Consider the following 17,472-nt stretch of genomic DNA (forward strand, 5'->3'; position numbering starts at 1 on the left):
ACGTGCCACTGGACTTCACTGCGATCGACTTCGAGACCGCGAACTCCAGCCCGGCCTCCGCGTGTTCCGTGGGACTCGTGCGGGTGCGGGACGGGGAGGTCGTCGCCACCGCGAACTGGCTGATCCAGCCCCCGCCCGGCCATGACGAGTTCCAGGAGTGGAACGTCCGCATCCACGGCATCCGCCCCGAGCACGTGCTGTCGGCGACGACGTGGGTCGATCAGTTCGACCGTCTGTGCGGCTTCGCGGGTGCCGACGTGCTCGTGGCCCACAACGCCGGCTTCGACCTGAACGTCCTGCGACGGGCGACCGAGGTCACGGGTCAGATCTGTCCGCCGTACCGGTCGCTGTGCAGCCTCCAGGTGGCGCGGAAGACCTACCAGCTCGACTCGTACCGTCTGCCGCTCGCCGCCGCGGCGGCCGGGTACGCGGAGTTCTCGCATCACGACGCGCTGGCGGATGCCCTCGCCTGCGCCCAGATCATCGTGGACGCGGCCGCGCGGGCCGGAGCCGCGGATGTCTTCGCGCTCGCCGATGTCCTCGGCCTCCGCGTGACCGAGCCCGCCGTGCCGGCACTGGAGCGCGCCGTCGCCTGACGCACCTCGCGTCCTCCCCGCGATGTCGGACGCCCCCGGCATCATGGAGCCATGGATGCCCTGTCGATCGTTCTCCTGCTCGTGGCCCTCGCCGCGGGCGTCGCTCTCGGGTGGTTCCTGCGAGCCGGTCGCAGCGCCGCCGACATCGCACGCACGCAGGCGGAGCTCGCGGCCGCGCGAGACGACCGCGATCGCCAGTACGACCTCTATCGGGACGCAGTCGAGCACGCCCGCTCCGAGCAGCGGGCGGAGGCTCAGCGCGTCCAGCAGCAGAACGCCGTGCTGCAGGCTCTGGCGCCGGTCCGCGAGAGTCTCCAGCAGATGCAGTCCAAGGTCGCCGCGATCGAGAGCGAGCGGCAGGCACAGTTCGGCACGCTCGCCGAGCAGCTCCGGCGTGCCCAGGAGTCGGATGAGGCGCTCCGCGCGACGACCGAGTCACTGGCGGGTGCGCTGCGCTCCACGTCCACGCGCGGCGTCTGGGGCGAGACCCAGCTGCGGCGCGTCGTCGAGGCGGCGGGGCTGACCAGACACGTCGACTTCGACCTCCAGGCGACGATCACCTCCGACCGCGGCCAGGGGCGCCCCGACATGGTCGTCCGCCTCCCGGGGGGCACGTCGATCGCCGTCGACGCGAAGGTTCCCCTCGACGCCTACCTCGAGGCCTCGGCGCTCCCCCTCGGCGACGCCCACGAACCCCAGCGTCGCGCCCACATGCAGAAGCACGTCCGCGCCGTCCGCGCCCACGTCGACGCCCTCGCCAAGAAGGCCTACTGGTCGGGCCTCGACGCGAGCCCCGAGTTCGTCATCTGCTTCCTGCCGAGCGAGTCGCTGCTGGCGGCGGCCATCGACGAGGATCCGACGCTGCTCGACTACGCGTTCAGCCGCCGCGTGGCCCTCGCCTCCCCCGTCAACCTCTGGGCGGTCCTCAAGACGGTCGCCCACACCTGGACCCAGCAGGAGGTGTCCACCGAGGCCCGGAGTCTGCTCGCGCTCGGCACGCAGCTGTACGAGCGCCTCGGCACGCTCGCGGGTCACGCCGACGACCTGCGCCGGGCGATCGAGCGCACGGTCGACAGCTACAACCGCTTCGCAGGATCCCTGGAGTCCAGGGTGCTCGTGACCGCCCGGCAGTTCCCCGGCGTCGATGCGGAGGCCCTGGCACCGGCGTCGCCGATCACCGCGGACGGGCGGCGCTTCACCGCTCCGGAGCTCCTGGCCCCGACCGAGGCCGAAGAGGCCGCCGATGCGATGCAGGCCGACGTCGGCGAGGTGCGCGCGCGTCTCGACCACGCCGCCGCGCTCCACGACCGGGAGCAGTGACGACGGGAGCGACCGGATCCTCCGACCGCGGGAGCGTCAGGCGACGCCGGGCACGCCGCTGAGCAGCAGGATGACGAGGCCGCTCGTCGCGAGGAAGGCACCGATCATCCACCAGGCGCTGACCTCGTGCCCCTCGGCGCGACGGACGCGGAACAGCACGTCTGCGCGGCGAGCCGGATCGACGGCTGGCTGAGCGACGGGTGCCGGCGGGGCCACGGAGGCCGCTTCGGCATCGGCACTCACCCGGAGGATGCGTCCGGTGTTCGTGGTGATGATCTTCGTCGGCGCGGCGCTCTTCGAGCCGGTCGTGTGCTGCGTTGTCATGCGTTCGCCCTCCTGTGCCTGCGGTGCCTGGCGGCTCCGTCGACGGCGACAAACCCAGTGACAATTGTGACACGGCGGCTCGCCGAACCGGGCCCGACCCGTGCAGGAGGCGATACCGGGTCGGTAACGATGGCTGGAGACCTCACTAAAGGTCAGGCTCGCGGGAGAGCCGTCACAGCCACTTCGAGACGAGGTGCTCCGACGCGATGCGGCGCAGGGTGCCGGAGGCTCCGCGCAGGACCACGCTCTCGGTGTACACGTAACCGCGCTCCCGCCGGACCCCGGCCACGAGCTGGCCGTCCGTGACACCGGTCGCGACGAAGATCGTGTTGTTCCCCTGCACGAGGTCGTCCGCCTCGTAGACCTTGTCCATGTCGAGCCCCGCGTCGATACCGCGCTGGCGCTCGTCGTCATCGCGCGGCCAGAGCCGTCCCTGGATGTGGCCGCCGAGGGCCTTGATCGCACACGCGGTGACGATGCCCTCGGGGCTGCCGCCGATGCCGACGCACATGTCGGTACGGGCGTCGTGGCGGGCGGCGTTGATGCCACCGGCGACGTCGCCGTCGCTCATGAGACGTGTACCGGCACCGGCGTCGCGGATCTCCTGGATGAGCTGCTCGTGCCGCGGGCGGTTGAGCACCGAGACGACGATCTCGTCGACCGGCTTGTCCAGCGCGCCGGCGAGCTTGCGGATGTTCTCGCCGATGGGCAGGCGGATGTCGACGACGCCGACACCGGCGGGCCCGGTCACGAGCTTGTCCATGTAGAAGACACTGGAGGCGTCGAGCATCGTGTCGCGGTCGGACACGGCGATCACCGAGAGCGCGTTCTGCCGGCCGGCCGCGGTCAGCGACGTGCCGTCGATCGGGTCGACCGCGATGTCGCACAGCGGGCCGCGTCCTGTGCCGACGACCTCGCCGTTGAACAGCATCGGGGCGTTGTCCTTCTCGCCCTCGCCGATCACCACGCGGCCCTGGAAGTCGACCGTCCCGAGGAACGCCCGCATGGCGTCGACGGCGGCGCCGTCGGCAGCCTCCTTCGCACCGCGACCGATGAACGGAACGGCACGGATCGCCGCCGCCTCGGTCGCGCGCACCAACTCCATCGCGAGGTTACGGTCGGGACGCAGCGGGCTCAGGTCGGCAGTCAGACTCACCATGAGCCCCAGCCTATCCGCGAGCAGGGGATCGATCGGCTCGTTTTCCGCCGGTGCGCGAGGAAGAAATCGCGGTTCTTAACACCACCGAAGGACGGCGCCCACCGACGCGCGACTCCTCCTGCCGGAGCCGGACACCCGCCCCGATAGAGTGGCAGCTGTCCCGGCTTCACCTACCGCAGGAGTTCTCATGCCCGTCGCCACCCCGGATCAGTACGCCGACATGCTCGACCGCGCGAAGGCAGGCGGCTTCGCGTACCCCGCGTTCAACGTCTCCAGCTCGCAGACGATCAACGCCGTCCTCCAGGGCCTGACCGAGGCCGGCTCCGACGGCATCATCCAGGTCACCACCGGTGGCGCCGACTACTTCGCCGGCCACACGGTCAAGGCCCGCGCGACCGGCGCCCTCGCCTTCGCCCGCTACGCCACCGAGGTCGCCAAGAACTACCCGGTCACCGTCGCCCTGCACACCGACCACTGCCCGAAGGACGCTCTCGCGGGCTTCGTCGAGCCGCTCATCGCCGCCTCGGAGGAAGAGGTCAAGGCCGGCCGCAACCCGATCTTCCAGTCCCACATGTGGGACGGCTCGGCCGTGCCGCTCGCGGAGAACATCGAGATCGCCAAGGAGCTGCTCCCCCGCATGAAGGCCATCAACGCCATCCTCGAGGTCGAGATCGGCGTCGTCGGCGGCGAGGAGGACGGCGTGCAGCACGAGGGCTCGAACGAGGCGCTCTACACGACGTTCGCCGACGTGGACCAGGCCGTCCAGGCGCTGGGCCTCGGCGAGCAGGGCCGCTACATCGCCGCGCTCACCTTCGGCAACGTCCACGGCGTGTACAAGCCGGGCGGCGTGAAGCTGCGCCCGGAGCTGCTCGGCGAGATCCAGGCCGAGGTCGCCGCGAAGTACAACACCGGCGAGAAGCCGCTCGACCTCGTCTTCCACGGCGGCTCCGGCTCGACCGATGAGGAGATCGCCCTCGCGGTCGCCAACGGCGTCATCAAGATGAACATCGACACGGACACGCAGTACGCGTACACCCGTGCGATCGCCGACTACATGTTCAAGAACTACGACGGCGTGCTGAAGGTCGACGGCGAGGTCGGCAACAAGAAGCAGTACGACCCGCGCGCCTGGGGCAAGATCGCCGAGTCGGCCATGGCCGCCCGCGTGGTCGAGTCCACCCGCCAGCTGGGCTCGTACGGCCAGTCGAAGAGCTGACACCCGCAGACACAGGAAAGGGGCCCGGCATCATGCCGGGCCCCTTTCGTCTGTCTGCACGGGGTCAACGCACCCCGGTCGCCTGGTCGAGGTAGGCGATGAAGGCCGGGTCGCCCATCATCGGCACGACGAGGCAGAACGAGGCGATGCCCAGCGTGATGACGGCTCCGACGAGCGGGACCCACCAGGTGAGGCGGCCACGACGCAGGCGACGGATCGACAGGGCCGCCGTGACGCACCAGCCGACCGCCAGCACGACGGCCGCGATCGTGCCCCACGTGCGGCCCGCGGCGTAGTTGGTGAACTCCCCCTCGATGCCCAGCATCCCCATGGTCTGATTCATCACCGGGACGATGTCGAGGTAGGACAGGCCGGTGACGACGACGTTCACGAGGCCGTAGGCGAGCAGCGCGATCGTCGCGAAGCGGTCCACCGAGGAGGGGCGCGCCGGAGCAGGAGCCGCGGGCGCGGGGTCCGAGACGGGAGCCGACGGGGCGACCACCTCTGCCACGGGCGGCAGCCCCGCGGCCCTCCGCTGCTCCTCGGGCGTGGCGAGTTCCCCGTAGCGGGGGCGCTGGTCGGTCATCCCGCCATGGTATCGGCCGGCGCTCAGCCGCCCGTTCAGGAAAAGGGGGCCAACCGATAGCGGCCCCGGAGAAGTGGGGACTTCTCGGGGCCGCGGACGGAGAGCGCTGGGGACGCTCCTCATCCCGTTCGGTCGCCGGCGCTGGGGACGCCATGGGCGATCAGTAGCGCGTTGTCAGCCACTACGCCTTCGATCATAGATAAGCGACGTGGCGGGCACCAGGGTCACGAATTCAGATGGTGAACTCGGCGTCCGGCCCGTCGGTGTCGAGCGCATCGGCCCCGAGCTGCACCGACAGCCGACGGGCGGCACGTTGCAGGTTCGAGACGAGCCGCCGGTTGACCACGGCCTGATCGGCCGGGAGGGAGACGGCCAGCGATGCCGTCACACCTGGGGCGATGACCGGGACCGCGACACAGGTCGCGCCGATCGCGTACTCCTCGCGATCGATCGCCCACCCCGGGGTCTGCTCGAGCTGGGTGAGGAGCGCTGTCCGGTCGCTGATCGTCCGCGGCGTGAGCTCCTCGAGCTGATGGCGGGCGAGGTAGTCCAGCCGATCCTCTTCCGAGAGGGCGGCGAGGATCTGCTTCCCGAGGGCGGTCGCGTGCGCGCTGGCGTGCAGCCCGACCCACAGCTCGATCCGAGGGTTCCGCACGGCGTCCACGATGTCGACGAGGTGGATCTCCCCATCCGCGTACCGCGACAGGTAGGCCGTGGCGCCGACGTCCTCGGTCACCGCGCGCAAGGCGGCGCGCACGCGGGCGAGGAACACGCCTCGGGAGCCGATCTGCTGCTGGAAGGACGGGAACCGGTTCCCCAGCACGAGGCCGTCGGGCTCCGCGCTCAGGTACCCCTCGTGCACGAGCGTGCGCACGAGGTTGTAGGTGGTACCCGGCGTCAAGCCCGTGATCGACGAGAGCATCTTCGCCGGCAGGGGGCGCGGGGAGTTCGCGACGATGTCGACCAGGCGGAGCGCGCGTTGCACGGACCCGATGAGGGTCGGCTCCGCCTCCGCGGCGTTCACCGCTACGCACCCCCTCCTGCGGAGGCGCGGCCGCCGAGGGCGCGCGCGTCGCGCTGGCCCGTGGCGTCCTGACGGAGCTCCTTCGGCAGGGAGAACATGAGGTCCTCCTCCGCCGTCTTGACCTCTTCCACGTCGCGATACCCGGCATCGCCGATCGCGTCGAGCACCTCGCGCACGAGCACCTCGGGGACCGACGCGCCACTGGTGACGCCCACCGTCTCCACGCCGTCGAGCCACTCCTGGCGGATCTCCTCGGCGTAGTCCACGCGGTAGGCGGCCTTGGCTCCGTACTCCAGCGCGACCTCGACGAGTCGCACGCTGTTGGAGGAGTTGGCGGACCCCACGACGATCACCAGATCAGCACCCTGGGCGACCTTCTTGATGGCGACCTGCCGGTTCTGCGTGGCGTAGCAGATGTCGTCGGACGGCGGGTTGTGCAGCTCGGGGAACCGGGTGCGGAGCCGGTTCACCGTCTCCATGGTCTCGTCCACGGAGAGCGTCGTCTGCGACAGCCACACCACCTTCGAGGGGTCCTTCACCTGCACGGTGTCGGCCTCCTCCGGGGAGTTCACGACGGTGACGTGATCCGGTGCCTCTCCGGCCGTGCCCTCGACCTCCTCGTGCCCGTCGTGGCCGATGAGCAGGATCTCGAAGTCGTCCCGCGCGAAGCGCACGGCCTCGCGGTGGACCTTGGTGACGAGCGGGCAGGTGGCGTCGATCGCGTGCAGGCCACGGTCGGACGCAGCGTTGACGACAGCCGGGGAGACGCCGTGCGCGCTGAAGACGACGTGCGCGCCCTCGGGCACCTCGTCGACCTCCTCGACGAAGATGGCCCCCTTGGCCTCGAGCTCCGTCACGACGTGGATGTTGTGCACGATCTGCTTGCGGACGTAGACCGGGGCGCCGTAGCGCTCGAGCGCCTTCTCCACAGCGACCACGGCGCGGTCCACGCCTGCACAGTAGCCGCGCGGGGCGGCGAGCAGGACGCGCTTGTGTCCGGGCACCGGGTTATCCTGAAGCCGCCCGGCCGCGGCGCGCACTCGTGGGATGCGAGGAGCGGGAAGATGAACGGCAGTCGAAGTCACCCCTCGATTCTACCGTCGTGCGGCTGGGCGGGGCCGGTGAGTGCGCGGGCAGGAACGGGAGCAGATGACAGTCTTCGAAGCGACGACGGGACCGGGCGAGACCCCGCCGGCGGATGCCGTCGCCCCGCGCGACTCCACGGCCCAGGCACCGACGTCGGTCGCCCGACTGAACGCCACCATCCGCGACTTCGTGGCGCGATGGAACACGGTGTGGGTCGAGGGCGAGATCACGTCCTGGAACGTGCGCGCCGGAAACGTCTTCGCCCGCCTCAAGGACACCCGGTCCGACGCGCAGATCTCCATCCGCGTCTGGTCGAGCGTGCGCGGCCGCATCCCCGCCGACCTGGGCGTGGGCGATCACGTGGTCGCCGCCGTGAAGGCCGACTACTTCGTCCGCTCCGGGGACTTCAGCTTCGCGGTCTCGGCCATGAAGCACGTCGGGCTCGGCGACCAGCTCGAGCGCCTGGAGCGGCTGCGGGTGCAGCTCCGCCAGGAGGGCCTCTTCGATCCCGCACGCAAGAAGCGCCTGCCGTTCCTCCCCCATGTCATCGGACTCATCACCGGCGAGCGCTCCGACGCCGAGAAGGACGTGCACCGCAACGCCGAGCTGCGCTGGCCGCAGGTGCGGTTCAAGACCGCGTACGCCGCGGTGCAGGGCGATCGCTGCGTGCCGGACACGCTGGCGGCTCTCGCCCGTCTGGACGCCGACCCCGAGGTCGACGTCATCATCATCGCGCGCGGCGGCGGCGACCCGCAGACCCTCCTCGGCTTCAGCGACGAACGCCTCGTCCGAGCCGTGGCCGCCGCCTCCACACCGGTGGTCAGCGCCATCGGCCATGAGAACGACCACCCCCTCCTCGACGACGTCGCCGATCTCCGCGCCTCGACGCCGACCGATGCCGCCAAGCGCGTCGTCCCCGACGTCGGGGAGCAACGCGCACTCATCGCGCAGCTGCGGTCCCGGGCCACCACCCGCCTCACGCAGCGCCTCACGCACGACATCGCCCAGCTCGAGCAGCTGCGGTCCCGGCCGGTGCTGCGCTCGCCCGATCCGATCATCGACAGCCGTGCGCAGGAGACCTTCCTGCTTCTCGCTCGCGGTCGCGACGCGGTCACCCGGCAGCTCGACGACGCCGGTCGGCGGACCGGTGAACTGCGCGCCTCGCTGCGCGCCCTCTCCCCCGCCGCCACTCTGGCCCGCGGTTACGCGATCGCGCATCTGGAGGGCGGCGTCATCCTCCGCGATGCGGCCGATGCGCCTGCGGGCAGCGCGCTCACCCTCACGGTGGACCGAGGGTCGCTCGCGGTGCGCTCGGAGGGCGAGATCGCGGAAGGCGCCTGAGCGGGCGGTGTCCGGGGCACGACGTAGGATGGAGGAGTGAGCGCCGTGAACGACACCCCTGTGGACACGCTGTCGTTCGAGGCGGCCCGTGACGAGCTCGTCCGGGTCGTCGCCGAGCTCGAACAGGGGGCGCCCACCCTCGAGCACTCACTCGCGCTCTGGGAGCGCGGCGAGGCCCTGGCCGCCCGCTGCGAGGAGTGGCTGCTCGGCGCGAAGCGTCGCCTCGAAGCCGCGCGCACCGCCACCACCGACGAGAGCGACGCGTCATGAGCAAGGGTCCCGCGATCAACGCCGACCTCGGTCGACCGGAGACGCCCGACGAGACCGCCGCACGCAAGGCCGCGTCGAGCAAGGCCTACCGGTCGAGCCAGACCGTCCGCAACCTCGTCGCCGCGCTCGTGGTGACCCTCACGGTCGTCGTCGTCATCATCGCGCTCGTCCCCCGGGGCGAGCCGGTCGCGGCGAAGCCGATCGACGTCGCCGCCATCGCCGCGGACGTCGAGTCGTCCATGGGCAGCCCGGCGATCGTCCCCGAGACGGACGACTTCTGGCGGGTGAACGCCGCTGAGCTCCAGAGCGGAGCCCCCGTCGTCTGGGAGGTCACCCTCGCCCCCGCGGCCCAGGACGAGCGCGGGTTCATCAAGCTCGCCCAGGCCTTCGACGCCGACGCCTCGTGGGCCCCGCAGCGCCTGAGCGGTGTCGCCCCGACCGACACCGTCCGCATCGGCGACCGGGAGTGGGACGTCTATCGGCCCGGGTCCGCCGGCGCGGAGGCGAACGTCACCTATGCCCTCGGCACCCAGGCCGGCGACGACTACGTGCTTCTCTACGGCTCCCGCTCGGCCGACTCCACCGCCGAGCTCGCGGAGTCGCTCATCCCCCAGATCCGCACCGTCTCGGAGGCCCGATGACCCACCCGCTGACCCCCGCCGCCGCCTGGAAGCAGATGCAGGACGGCAACCGTCGCTTCGTCCGCGACGAGCCCCAGCACCCGAACCAGAACGTCGACCGCCGCAAGGACCTCACCGCGGCCCAGCACCCCGTCGCGACGCTGTTCGGCTGCTCGGACTCCCGCCTGGCCGCCGAGATCATCTTCGACCTCGGCCTCGGCGACCTCTTCGTCGTGCGCAACGCCGGGCAGGTGATCGGGGAGTCGATCGTGGCGAGCCTGGAGTATGCGGTCGCCGTCCTCGAGGTGCCGCTCATCGTGGTCCTCGCACACGACTCCTGCGGTGCGGTGCGCGCCGCCATCGACGGCACGGCCATCGACGCGGACCCGCTCCCCCCGCACATCTGGAAGCTCATCGCGCCGATCGTCCCTGCCGCCCGCAAGGTCCTCGCGGAAAGCGGCGGCGGCACGGTGGCCGACATCGATGCGGAACTCGTCGGACGCGAGCACCTGCGCAACACCGTCAACGACCTGCTGCAGTCGTCCGAGATCATCAGCAACGCCGTCGCCGAAGGCCGTCTCGGCATCGTCGGCGCCAACTATCGTCTGGCCGAGGGTGAGGCAGCGCCCGTCATCACGGTCGGCATCGAAGCCGAGGGGATCGACCCCGCAACCAAGGAGGGTTCGGAATGACCGACACCGAGTACCGCATCGAACACGACACCATGGGTGAGGTGCGAGTGCCCGTGAACGCGCTCTACGGGGCGCAGACGCAGCGCGCCGTGGAGAACTTCCCGATCTCCGGCAAGGGCCTGGAGTCGACGCAGATCGCCGCACTCGCGCGCATCAAGAAGGCGGCCGCGCTGGCGAACAAGGAGCTCGGCACGCTCGACGGCGCCATCGCCGACGCGATCGCCCAGGCCGCCGACCAGGTCGCCGCGGGCAGCCACGACGGCGAGTTCCCGGTCGACACGTACCAGACCGGCTCCGGCACCTCGTCGAACATGAACATGAACGAGGTCCTGGCGACGCTCGCGAGCCGCATCCTCGGCTCGACCGTGCACCCCAACGACCACGTGAACGCCTCGCAGTCGTCGAACGACGTGTTCCCCACCTCGGTGCACATCGCGGTCACCCAGGCACTCATCGACACCCTGATCCCGGCGCTCGACCACCTCGCCGTCGCGCTCGAGGCCAAGGCGGAGCTCTGGAAGGACGCGGTCAAGTCCGGCCGCACGCACCTCATGGACGCGACGCCCGTCACGCTCGGCCAGGAGTTCGGCGGCTACGCCCGCCAGATCCGCCTGGGCATCGAGCGCGTGCAGTCGGCGCTCCCCCGCGTGGCCGAGGTGCCTCTGGGCGGCACGGCCGTCGGCACCGGCATCAACACGCCGCTCGGCTTCCCGCAGAAGGTCATCGAGCTGCTCGCGGCCGAGACCGAGCTGCCGATCACCGAGGCGAAGGACCACTTCGAGGCGCAGGCGAACCGCGACGGTCTCGTCGAGGCCTCCGGTGCGCTCCGCACCATCGCCGTGTCGCTCACGAAGATCAACAACGACCTGCGCTGGATGGGCTCCGGCCCGAACACCGGTCTCGGCGAGCTGCACATCCCCGACCTGCAGCCGGGATCCTCGATCATGCCGGGCAAGGTGAACCCCGTCGTTCCCGAGGCCGTGCTCATGGTGTGCGCGCGCGTCATCGGCAACGACGCCACGGTCGCCTGGGCCGGCGCCTCCGGTTCGTTCGAGCTGAACGTCGCCATCCCGGTCATGGGCACCGCGCTGCTCGAGTCGACCCGTCTGCTGTCGAACGCCTCCCGGGTGCTCGCCGACAAGACCATCGACGGCCTGCAGGCGAACCTCGACCGCGCCGCCGCCTTCGCGGGCATGAGCCCGTCGATCGTGACGCCGCTGAACAAGCTGATCGGCTACGAGGCCGCCGCGAAGATCGCCAAGCACTCCGTCGCCAAGGGCATCACGGTGCGCGACGCCGTGATCGACCTCGGCTACGTCGAGCGCGGTGAGCTCACGCTGGAGCAGCTGGACGAGAAGCTCGACCTCCTGTCGATGACCCACCCGGGCTGATCCACACCGGACACGGATGCCGCGAGGACCTCGGTCCTCGCGGCATCCGTCGTCTCCGGCCCCATCCCGTCTCCGATCCCGTTCTCCGTCCGTCTCCGTCCGTCTCCGTCCGTCTCGGTTCCCGTCTCCGTCCGTCTCAGTTCCTGCCCCGGATGCACGACCACGTTCCGTATGCACGACGGCATCCCCGGATCAGGACTACCCGCGGCTCCGGATCGTGCAGGTGACTTTTCCTCCACGGATCCCCGGACACCCCGACTCGTCCCCATGACGCCCTTCGGGCCCCGCCGAGACACCGGAGGACGCAGAATCGGCGAATGCTCGATCCCGTCTCGACCCTTCACCGTCTCGGAGGCATCGCCCGCGGCCGCGACCTCGGGGCCTTCGGAATCTCCCGCTCCGCCTTGTCCCGCGCGGTGCGCGCCGGCCGGATCCATCGGGTCCGGCCGGGAATCTTCGCCAGTCACGACCTCGACGCGACGGTGCTGACGGCGGCTGCCCACGGAGGGGCCATCAGCTGCGGCACCGCGCTCCGTGCCCACGGAGTCTGGGTGCTGTCGGAGAGCGATGCGCCGCACGTCTGGCTCGGTCGCAACGGCCGCGCGCACCCGCACATCGAGTGCCGGTGCATCCCGCATCATTTCGAGGGACGCACCCGGTTCGGCATCGTGTCTGTCGAGGATGCGCTTCGGCATCTGCACGTGTGCGAGGGTGACGAGGCCTTCTTCGTGTCCTTCGAGTCAGCCTGGCGGCAGGGACTGATCGGGCGGGCCGCACGGGCCCGGATCCGCGCCGCGCTGCCTCGGTCCGCGCGTTGGCTCGTGGACTTCGCCCGTTCCGACGCGGACAGCGGCCTGGAATCTCTCCTGCGCCTCCGTCTCCACATCCTCGGCGTACAGCTCACGACGCAGGTCACGATCTCCGGTGTCGGCCGCGTCGACTTCGTTGTCGACGGTCGACTCATCATCGAGGTCGACGGCCGCGAGCACCACGGTGCCCCGGCGATGCGCCACCGCGACCTCGCCCGCGACGCCGCCGCCTCGCGACTCGGGTACGAGACGCTGCGCTTCGACTACGCCCAGGTCGTGCACGACTGGCCGACGGTCCAGGCCGCGATCGAGGGTGCCCTGCGTCGAGCGCACGACCGCCTCTGACCACGGCTCCGCCCGCACGACCCCGTTCCATCCGCACGACCCCTCGGGCCGCAGCGGCCGGCCGACGGTGCAGGATCGTGCAGGTGTCGCTACCGACGTCCGAGGGGCCGCGGCACGGATGCACGAGCTGGATACGCCTGCACGGCGGAACACCCCTGATCGGCCCACCACTGTCGTCGGATCGTGCATCCGGGAGATCGTGTATCCGACGGGACCGTGTACCCACCCGCTCGTGGGACGCGACGTCTGGATCTCCGGATGCACGAGCCCGACACGGATGCACGATCGGAGAGGCCAGTGGGGCCCACAGCTGGGACGAGGCCGTGCGGGCGGGACGGGATCGGCCCGGGCCGTGCAGAGCCCGCCCGACGGCTCGGGTCAGCTGAGTTCGCCGCCCTCCAGGAGGTCGGTGACGAGGGCGGCGATGGCGGAGCGCTCCGAGCGGGTCAGGGTGACGTGGCCGAAGAGACCGTGTCCCTTGAGGGTCTCGATGACGCTCGCGATACCGTCGTGCCGGCCGACGCGGAGGTTGTCGCGCTGCCCGACGTCGTGGGTGAGGATCACGCGCGAGTTCTGGCCCATGCGGCTGAGCACCGTGAGCAGCACGTTCCGCTCCAGGGACTGCGCCTCGTCCACGATCACGAACGCGTCGTGCAGGGACCGTCCCCGGATGTGGGTGAGGGGCATCACCTCCAGGAGCCCGCGCTCGACCACCTCGTCGATGACGTTCCCCGAGACCACGGAGCCGAGGGTGTCGTACACCGCCTGACCCCAGGGGTTCATCTTCTCGCCCTGGTCGCCCGGCAGGTACCCGAGCTCCTGGCCGCCCACGGCGAACAGCGGGCGGAAGACGATGATCTTCTTCTGCTGCTGGCGCTCCAGCACGGCCTCCAGCCCCGCGCACAGTGCGAGCGCCGACTTGCCGGTACCCGCGCGCCCGCCCAGGGACACGATGCCCACCTCGGGGTCGAGGAGCAGGTCGATCGCGATGCGCTGCTCCGCGGAGCGCCCGTGCATGCCGAAGATGTCCCGGTCACCGCGGACGAGCCGGAACTCGCCGTCACCGGTGACCCGACCCAGGGCGGACCCGCGCTCGGAGTGGATGATGAGGCCCGTGTTGACGGGAAGCCCGTGCACGTCCTCGCTGAGCCCGACCTCGCTCTCGTAGAGGTCGCTGATGTCGTCGCCGGAGAGATCGAGGGCGGCGATGCCGGTCCAGCCCGAGTCCACGGCCTGCTCCGCGAGGTACTCCTCGGCACGCAGCCCGAGGGACGCGGCCTTCACCCGCATCGGCAGGTCCTTCGAGACGATGGTCACGTCCTGGCCGTCCTGCGCGAGGTGCATCGCGACGGAGAGGATGCGGCTGTCGTTGTCGCTGAGGCGGATGCCGGCCGGGAGGACCGAGAGGTCGGCGTTGCCCAGCTCGACGCGGAGCGTGCCCCCCTCGCCGACCTCCACCGGGAAGTCGAGGCGGCCGTGCTCGACGCGGAGATCGTCGAGGTGCCGCAGCGCCTGGCGGGCGAAGTACCCGATCTCCGGGTCGTGCCGCTTGCCCTCGAGCTCGGTGATGACGACGACCGGGAGCACCACGGAATGCTCCGCGAACCGGAAGAGCGCCTGCGGATCGCTCAGCAGGACCGAGGTGTCGAGGACGTAGGTGCGCAGATCCTGAGCGGGTTCTGCGGCCGCGGCCTGACTCGGCGTCTGACGGGTGGACTGCTGCGCGGTGCTGGTGGACTGCTGCGCTGTACGTGTGGTCACGACCCACTCCCGACCCGGGGATTCCCGGCTATTCGAACGAGTCGACCAGGGGGTCACGAGTCGCGAACCTGAGGCCGACCCGACCGGGCGCCTTGCCCGATGCCTTGAAGGTACGGCCGCCCGAGGGTCTTTCCCGGCCTCGACACGCCAGCGATTCGTTACGGGACGATGAACGATTCCCTGCCGAAGGCCCCGAGCGCTTCGTCGAGCAGGCCGAGGGTCTCGGCGTCGGTTCCGGCGTGCGGCGCGATGCGGATGGATCCGCCCCGAGCGGTGACGACGAGACCGGCGTTGGCGAGAGCCGCGGCGAGCCGCGCCGGTTCCTCCGGTGCGAGTGCGACGATCCCGGCGCGTTCGGTGCGCTCGCGTGGGGAGACGACGGCGATCCCGTGGTGGTCGGCCGTGGCGATGACCGCGTCCACCTGCGCGGACAGCCGCTCCTCGATCGCCGCGACCCCGGCGTCCCTGACGTCCCGAGCGCCGATCGCGAGCCGGCCGGCGGCGAGCGTGTCCGGCATGCTGATCGTGTAGGCCCGCGCGTCCGGTGCCGGGGCCGGGCGCTCGTCGACGACCAGCCCGGTCGCCGCCGTCCCCGTGATGCCGGAGAGCACGGGCACGATCCGTTCACGCGCCCGCGGCGAGAACCAGGCGAACCCGGTGCCCCGGCCCGCGCGCAGCCACTTGTAGCCGTGCCCGACGACGACGTCCGCGACGCTGTAGTCGGCGTCGATCACGCCGAAGGACTGCACGGCGTCGACGATGAGGAGGCGGTCCGGGCCGAGGACGTCCCGCAGCGCGGCGAGGTCGACCCGGTACCCGGTGCGGAAGTCGACGTGGCTGACGGCCAGGGCCACGACATCGTCGTCGAGGACGGCGGCGATGTCGTCGGGGGTGACGCGTCCGTCGTCGGGCGAGATCCAGCGGGGCGTGACCGCGTGCTGTGACGCGGCCGCCGCGCGCTCCAGGGTGAGGCTCACGCTCGGGAACTCCGCCGTGCTCGCGACGACCGCGCCGGAGACCCCGTAGAGCGCGTGCATGAGGCCGTGCGTCGACGACGGCTGCAGCGTGACCTCCGCGGCCTCGGCCCCGAGGAGCTCGGCGACGACCTCCTGCGCCTGTCCGATCCGCTCCCCCACGAGCGCCAGCGACGACGGCCGGCCGTTCCCGAGGAGGTCCGCGTCGGCGAAGACCTCGGCACGGACGGAGGGCGACACGGGGCCGAATGCTGCCCAGTTCAGATAGCCGGGCTCCGCGTCGAACGTGCTCAGGTAGTCGTCGAAAGCGCTCACTGCGTCATTGTGCCACGCCCCGCGGCTCCCGGATCAGCGACCGAAGCGGCGGTCGCGGTCGGCGTAGTCGCGGATCGCGCGGAGGAAGTCGACCTGTCGCAGATCGGGCCCGAGCGCCTCGACGAAGTAGAACTCGCTGTGCGCGCTCTGCCACAGCAGGAAGTCGCTCAGCCGCTGCTCGCCGCTCGTGCGGATCACGAGGTCCGGATCGGGCTGGCCGCCCGTGTAGAGGTGCTCCCCGATCATCTCCGGAGTGAGCTGCGCCGCGAGGTCCTCCAGCGTCCCGCCCGACGCCTCGTGTGTGGTGATGATGCTGCGCACCGCGTCGACGATCTCGTTCCGGCCGCCGTACCCGACCGCGAGGTTCACGTGCAGGCCGGTGTGGTCCTTCGTGCGCTCCTCCGCATCGGCGAGCACGCGCGCCAGCTCCGCGGGGAGGATGTCGGAGCGGCCGACGTGCTTGACCCGCCAGTTGCCCTTCTGGGACAGCGCCTCGGCTAGCTCCGCGATGATCTCGATGAGGTCGGCGAGCTCGGCCGAGTCCCGTTTGCGGAGGTTGTCGCTGGAGAGGAGGTAGAGCGAGACCACACGCACACCGAGTTCGTCGCACCAGCCGAGGAACTCCTGCATCTTGGCGGCGCCTGCACGGTGCCCTTCGGCCGGGGTATCGAATCCGAGCTGGCGCGCCCACCGGCGGTTGCCGTCGATCATCATGGCGACGTGGTGCGGAACCGAGGCCGGATCGAGGTGGCGACGCAGCCGGCTGGTGTACAGCCGGTACAGCGGTCCCCGTCCCGGGCTCTCGCGTGACATCACCCACCTACGCTACCCTGCCCCGCCCGTCCGCGCCGGTGCAGAACCTGGGGACATGTACGGAGACGGGCATGCGCTCCCGCCTAGAGTGAGCACGTGAGCACTTCCGACCAGACCGGCGCCGACCTCCCGAAGCTGCCGCTGCTCGAAGCGGCCGCCGCCGACGCGGCGACCGAGATCAAACCGACCTGGCGCGGGTGGATCCACGCCGGCACGTTCCCCGTCGCGATCGCCGCAGGCATCGTCCTCGTCACCCTGTCCCAAGGAGCGGCGGCCAAGTGGGCGGCGGTGGTCTTCATGGCCACCTCGCTGCTGCTGTTCGGGAACTCCGCCCTGTACCACCGTTTCCACTGGCGGCCCCGGGTGAAGGGCATCCTCAAGCGGATCGACCACGCCAACATCCTGCTGCTCATCGCCGGCACGTACACCCCGCTCGCGACCCTGGCGCTGCCGCCGGCCAAGGGCGTCCTGCTGCTGACCCTGGTCTGGGGCGGGGCCCTGCTCGGCATCCTCTTCCGCGTGTTCTGGATCCATGCGCCGCGCTGGCTCTACGTCGCGCTGTATCTGCTGCTCGGCTGGGCCGCGGTGATGTACATCGTCGACCTGCTCCAGGCCAACGTCGCCATGATGGTGCTCGTGATCGTCGGCGGTCTGCTCTACACGGGCGGCGCCATCGTCTACGCGCTGAAGAAGCCGAACCCGTGGCCTGGCCACTTCGGCTTCCACGAGATCTTCCACGTGTGCACGGTCCTGGCCTTCCTGTGCCACTGGACCGCGTGCCTGCTGATCGCCCTGCACCCGCTCTCGCCGTCGCTCGGCGCGCCCTGAGC

At 70.8% G+C, this 17,472-nt stretch carries 18 protein-coding genes; 10 read left to right on the plus strand and 8 right to left on the minus strand.

Annotated elements, in window-relative coordinates; translation table 11 throughout:
* Window positions 1-2 precede the first annotated feature (2 nt).
* Window positions 3-596, plus strand: coding sequence for an exonuclease domain-containing protein (locus tag B7W94_RS11680; protein WP_085606645.1), 594 nt, complete (start codon window positions 3-5; stop codon window positions 594-596).
* A gap of 51 nt (window positions 597-647) precedes the next feature.
* Complete coding sequence (gene rmuC, locus B7W94_RS11685; protein WP_085606647.1) at window positions 648-1,916, plus strand: DNA recombination protein RmuC; 1,269 nt, start codon at window positions 648-650, stop codon at window positions 1,914-1,916.
* Between the two features lie 36 nt (window positions 1,917-1,952).
* Here the strand turns inward: rmuC and B7W94_RS11690 are convergent, their stop codons facing one another.
* Both B7W94_RS11690 and glpX read right to left on the minus strand, forming a co-directional pair.
* Window positions 1,953-2,240, minus strand: a complete 288-nt coding sequence (locus B7W94_RS11690) for a hypothetical protein (protein ID WP_085606650.1) — start codon at window positions 2,238-2,240, stop codon at window positions 1,953-1,955.
* A 172-nt stretch (window positions 2,241-2,412) separates the two neighbouring features.
* Window positions 2,413-3,399: a class II fructose-bisphosphatase gene (glpX, locus tag B7W94_RS11695; RefSeq protein ID WP_025103955.1), complete on the minus strand. Its 987-nt coding sequence runs from the start codon at window positions 3,397-3,399 to the stop codon at window positions 2,413-2,415.
* 187 nt (window positions 3,400-3,586) lie between these two features.
* On the opposite strand from glpX, the gene fbaA reads away from it, so the two are divergent.
* Complete coding sequence (gene fbaA, locus B7W94_RS11700; protein WP_025103954.1) at window positions 3,587-4,615, plus strand: class II fructose-bisphosphate aldolase; 1,029 nt, start codon at window positions 3,587-3,589, stop codon at window positions 4,613-4,615.
* A gap of 64 nt (window positions 4,616-4,679) precedes the next feature.
* On the opposite strand, the gene B7W94_RS11705 is transcribed toward fbaA, so the two are convergent.
* The 3 genes from B7W94_RS11705 to B7W94_RS11715 all read right to left on the minus strand — a co-directional run bounded on the left by B7W94_RS11705 (window position 4,680) and on the right by B7W94_RS11715 (window position 7,274).
* Window positions 4,680-5,201 (minus strand): DUF6264 family protein, encoded by a 522-nt coding sequence (locus tag B7W94_RS11705; RefSeq protein WP_025103953.1) that lies wholly within the window; start codon window positions 5,199-5,201, stop codon window positions 4,680-4,682.
* 232 nt (window positions 5,202-5,433) lie between these two features.
* Window positions 5,434-6,225: an IclR family transcriptional regulator gene (locus B7W94_RS11710; RefSeq protein ID WP_085606652.1), complete on the minus strand. Its 792-nt coding sequence runs from the start codon at window positions 6,223-6,225 to the stop codon at window positions 5,434-5,436.
* A 2-nt stretch (window positions 6,226-6,227) separates the two neighbouring features.
* Window positions 6,228-7,274, minus strand: coding sequence for a 4-hydroxy-3-methylbut-2-enyl diphosphate reductase (locus B7W94_RS11715; RefSeq protein WP_164498174.1), 1,047 nt, complete (start codon window positions 7,272-7,274; stop codon window positions 6,228-6,230).
* 100 nt (window positions 7,275-7,374) lie between these two features.
* On the opposite strand from B7W94_RS11715, the gene xseA reads away from it, so the two are divergent.
* From xseA to B7W94_RS11745, 6 genes are all read left to right on the plus strand, one after another.
* Window positions 7,375-8,652 carry an exodeoxyribonuclease VII large subunit gene (gene xseA, locus B7W94_RS11720; RefSeq protein ID WP_062766407.1) on the plus strand — a complete coding sequence of 426 codons (1,278 nt, stop codon included), beginning with the start codon at window positions 7,375-7,377 and terminating at the stop codon, window positions 8,650-8,652.
* A 36-nt stretch (window positions 8,653-8,688) separates the two neighbouring features.
* Window positions 8,689-8,922, plus strand: a complete 234-nt coding sequence (locus tag B7W94_RS11725; protein WP_060922691.1) for an exodeoxyribonuclease VII small subunit — start codon at window positions 8,689-8,691, stop codon at window positions 8,920-8,922.
* Window positions 8,919-9,563 (plus strand): DUF4245 family protein, encoded by a 645-nt coding sequence (locus B7W94_RS11730; protein ID WP_085606654.1) that lies wholly within the window; start codon window positions 8,919-8,921, stop codon window positions 9,561-9,563. Before B7W94_RS11725 ends, B7W94_RS11730 begins: the two co-directional genes overlap by 4 nt.
* The gene (locus B7W94_RS11735; RefSeq protein WP_025103947.1) at window positions 9,560-10,234 is read left to right on the plus strand and encodes a carbonic anhydrase; all 675 of its coding nucleotides are present in this window, start codon (window positions 9,560-9,562) and stop codon (window positions 10,232-10,234) included. The genes B7W94_RS11730 and B7W94_RS11735 overlap by 4 nt, the downstream gene beginning before the upstream one ends.
* Window positions 10,231-11,625 (plus strand): class II fumarate hydratase, encoded by a 1,395-nt coding sequence (locus tag B7W94_RS11740; protein WP_085606656.1) that lies wholly within the window; start codon window positions 10,231-10,233, stop codon window positions 11,623-11,625. The genes B7W94_RS11735 and B7W94_RS11740 overlap by 4 nt, the downstream gene beginning before the upstream one ends.
* A 317-nt stretch (window positions 11,626-11,942) precedes the next feature.
* Window positions 11,943-12,779: a type IV toxin-antitoxin system AbiEi family antitoxin domain-containing protein gene (locus B7W94_RS11745; RefSeq protein WP_025103945.1), complete on the plus strand. Its 837-nt coding sequence runs from the start codon at window positions 11,943-11,945 to the stop codon at window positions 12,777-12,779.
* 378 nt (window positions 12,780-13,157) lie between these two features.
* Here the strand turns inward: B7W94_RS11745 and B7W94_RS11750 are convergent, their stop codons facing one another.
* The 3 genes from B7W94_RS11750 to B7W94_RS11760 form a co-directional block, all read right to left on the minus strand.
* On the minus strand, window positions 13,158-14,540 hold the full coding sequence (locus tag B7W94_RS11750) for a PhoH family protein (protein WP_025103944.1): 1,383 nt from the start codon (window positions 14,538-14,540) through the stop codon (window positions 13,158-13,160).
* A 158-nt stretch (window positions 14,541-14,698) separates the two neighbouring features.
* Window positions 14,699-15,829 carry an aminotransferase class V-fold PLP-dependent enzyme gene (locus B7W94_RS11755; protein WP_025103943.1) on the minus strand — a complete coding sequence of 377 codons (1,131 nt, stop codon included), beginning with the start codon at window positions 15,827-15,829 and terminating at the stop codon, window positions 14,699-14,701.
* Window positions 15,830-15,862: 33 nt separating this feature from the next.
* A complete protein-coding gene (locus B7W94_RS11760) occupies window positions 15,863-16,642 on the minus strand; it encodes an isoprenyl transferase (protein WP_025103942.1) in 780 nt (259 codons plus the stop codon).
* Between the two features lie 96 nt (window positions 16,643-16,738).
* On the opposite strand from B7W94_RS11760, the gene trhA reads away from it, so the two are divergent.
* Window positions 16,739-17,470 carry a PAQR family membrane homeostasis protein TrhA gene (gene trhA, locus B7W94_RS11765; RefSeq protein WP_085606658.1) on the plus strand — a complete coding sequence of 244 codons (732 nt, stop codon included), beginning with the start codon at window positions 16,739-16,741 and terminating at the stop codon, window positions 17,468-17,470.
* Window positions 17,471-17,472 lie beyond the last annotated feature (2 nt).

The organism is Microbacterium sp. LEMMJ01, assembly GCF_002114135.1.
In the GTDB taxonomy this organism is placed as follows: domain Bacteria; phylum Actinomycetota; class Actinomycetes; order Actinomycetales; family Microbacteriaceae; genus Microbacterium.

Bases quoted from the DNA above. Each gene is read 5' to 3' on its own strand.
- rmuC (WP_085606647.1), top strand. From the start codon at position 648: ATGGATGCCCTGTCGATCGTTCTCCTGCTCGTGGCCCTCGCCGCGGGC.
- B7W94_RS11690 (WP_085606650.1), bottom strand. From the start codon at position 2,240: ATGACAACGCAGCACACGACCGGCTCGAAGAGCGCCGCGCCGACGAAG.
- glpX (WP_025103955.1), bottom strand. From the start codon at position 3,399: ATGGTGAGTCTGACTGCCGACCTGAGCCCGCTGCGTCCCGACCGTAAC.
- fbaA (WP_025103954.1), top strand. From the start codon at position 3,587: ATGCCCGTCGCCACCCCGGATCAGTACGCCGACATGCTCGACCGCGCG.
- B7W94_RS11705 (WP_025103953.1), bottom strand. From the start codon at position 5,201: ATGACCGACCAGCGCCCCCGCTACGGGGAACTCGCCACGCCCGAGGAG.
- xseA (WP_062766407.1), top strand. From the start codon at position 7,375: ATGACAGTCTTCGAAGCGACGACGGGACCGGGCGAGACCCCGCCGGCG.
- B7W94_RS11730 (WP_085606654.1), top strand. From the start codon at position 8,919: ATGAGCAAGGGTCCCGCGATCAACGCCGACCTCGGTCGACCGGAGACG.
- B7W94_RS11735 (WP_025103947.1), top strand. From the start codon at position 9,560: ATGACCCACCCGCTGACCCCCGCCGCCGCCTGGAAGCAGATGCAGGAC.
- B7W94_RS11740 (WP_085606656.1), top strand. From the start codon at position 10,231: ATGACCGACACCGAGTACCGCATCGAACACGACACCATGGGTGAGGTG.
- B7W94_RS11745 (WP_025103945.1), top strand. From the start codon at position 11,943: ATGCTCGATCCCGTCTCGACCCTTCACCGTCTCGGAGGCATCGCCCGC.
- B7W94_RS11760 (WP_025103942.1), bottom strand. From the start codon at position 16,642: ATGTCACGCGAGAGCCCGGGACGGGGACCGCTGTACCGGCTGTACACC.